This window comes from Polynucleobacter sp. 35-46-11, from assembly GCF_002281105.1.
On the sequence record NZ_NCFJ01000603.1, the window covers coordinates 1 to 1,426 of the forward strand.

2 protein-coding genes are annotated in these 1,426 nt (G+C 46.3%); one reads left to right on the forward strand and one right to left on the reverse strand.

What is annotated here, in order from left to right; all coding sequences use genetic code 11:
* Nucleotides 1-61: 61 nt before the first annotated feature.
* Nucleotides 62-754, forward strand: a complete 693-nt coding sequence (locus tag B7Y67_RS18045) for a fumarylacetoacetate hydrolase family protein (protein ID WP_215385937.1) — start codon at nucleotides 62-64, stop codon at nucleotides 752-754.
* A gap of 22 nt (nucleotides 755-776) precedes the next feature.
* Here the strand turns inward: B7Y67_RS18045 and B7Y67_RS18050 are convergent.
* On the reverse strand, nucleotides 777-1,426 hold a 650-nt coding region (locus B7Y67_RS18050), incomplete at its 5' end, for an enoyl-CoA hydratase (protein WP_293599815.1).

The following is a 1,426-nucleotide window of genomic DNA, read 5'->3' on the forward strand; positions in this document are numbered from 1 at the left end:
GTGTCATAATTCATTTACAAAATAATTAATACAAAATTTGGCACCCATTAGAAAGGCTTTTATGAGCACTGCATACGTCATTGATCCACCAATCATCCCATCACTTCCAGTGGTGGGTGACACCCGTCGATTTGCTGTGAATCGCATCTATTGTGTTGGTCGTAACTATGCTGACCATGCACGCGAGATGGGCCATGATCCCGATCGTGAACCCCCATTCTTTTTTATGAAGCCAGCCAACTCGATCGTGACGGATGGCAAGGATATGCAATACCCCAATCTGTCGAACGATGTTCATCATGAGATTGAGATGGTTGTTGCTATCGGCAAGGGTGGCGCCAATATTTCTGCGGATAAAGCGCTAGAGCATGTATATGGTTACGGTGTTGGTCTGGATATGACACGTCGTGACTTACAGGGTGAGGCTAAGAAAATGGGGCGCCCTTGGGATACCGGTAAAGCCTTTGATCAATCCGCTCCTTGTGCTGCGCTGACTCCTGCTGCTCAGTTCGGACATCCGAGTAAGGGTACAGTAAAGCTATTAGTCAATGGTGAAGTGCGCCAAGAGGGTGATCTCAATCAACTGATCTGGAATGTTCCCGACACTATCGCTTATCTCTCCACCTTATTTACTCTTGAACCAGGTGATTTAATTATGTCTGGTACACCTGCAGGTGTTGGCCCCGTTAAAAAGGGTGATGTACTTGAGGGTAGCGTCGAAGGACTTACTCCACTCAAGATTAAGATTGTTTAATTCAAACAATCGCTCTTAAAATCTACTTACCAAGCCATCTTGGCGGGCGTCCTTCAAGGAAGGCATTAACCCCTTCTTTGAAGTCGACGCTGTTGTAAGTTTCTCGCATCAGTTCGGTGCAGTCCGGTAAATTGCTTTCCATCAAACGCGCTAAGGTCACTTTGCTCGCTTTTTGGGTAATTGGCGCAAGTGCAGCTAATTTTTTGGCCAGGGCTTCAGTCGTCTCAGCAACCTCTTCTGGTGAAGTTGCTTGATAAAGGTAGCCTAAGTTCAATAGCTCGGGGGCTCTAACGAGTTCAGCAGTCAATAACATGCGTTTGACCATGGGCACGCCTAAGTGATTGGCAATCCAGGATAGGTTGCTCGGCGACAAACAATTGCCTAAAGTTTTTGCTACCGGAATTCCGAAGCGCGCATCAAGAGTGGATATTCTGAAGTCACAAGCAGTAGCAATCAGTAAGCCACTGCCAACCGCCAATCCTTCGATCAACGCAATTGTCGGAATAGGTAAGTGTTGCAAAGAATGAAAAATAGCATCCACTGCAACTTCGTAAGCTTCGTTTTCTTGTAGGTCAATAAATTGCTGAATATCGCTACCCGATACAAATGCCTTGTCACCAGCGCCTCGAAAAATAGCCACCCTGATCTCTGGTCTATTTGCTATGTCATCGC

Coding starts and splice junctions, on each gene's coding strand:
- B7Y67_RS18045 (WP_215385937.1), top strand. CDS start 62: ATGAGCACTGCATACGTCATTGATCCACCAATCATCCCATCACTTCCA.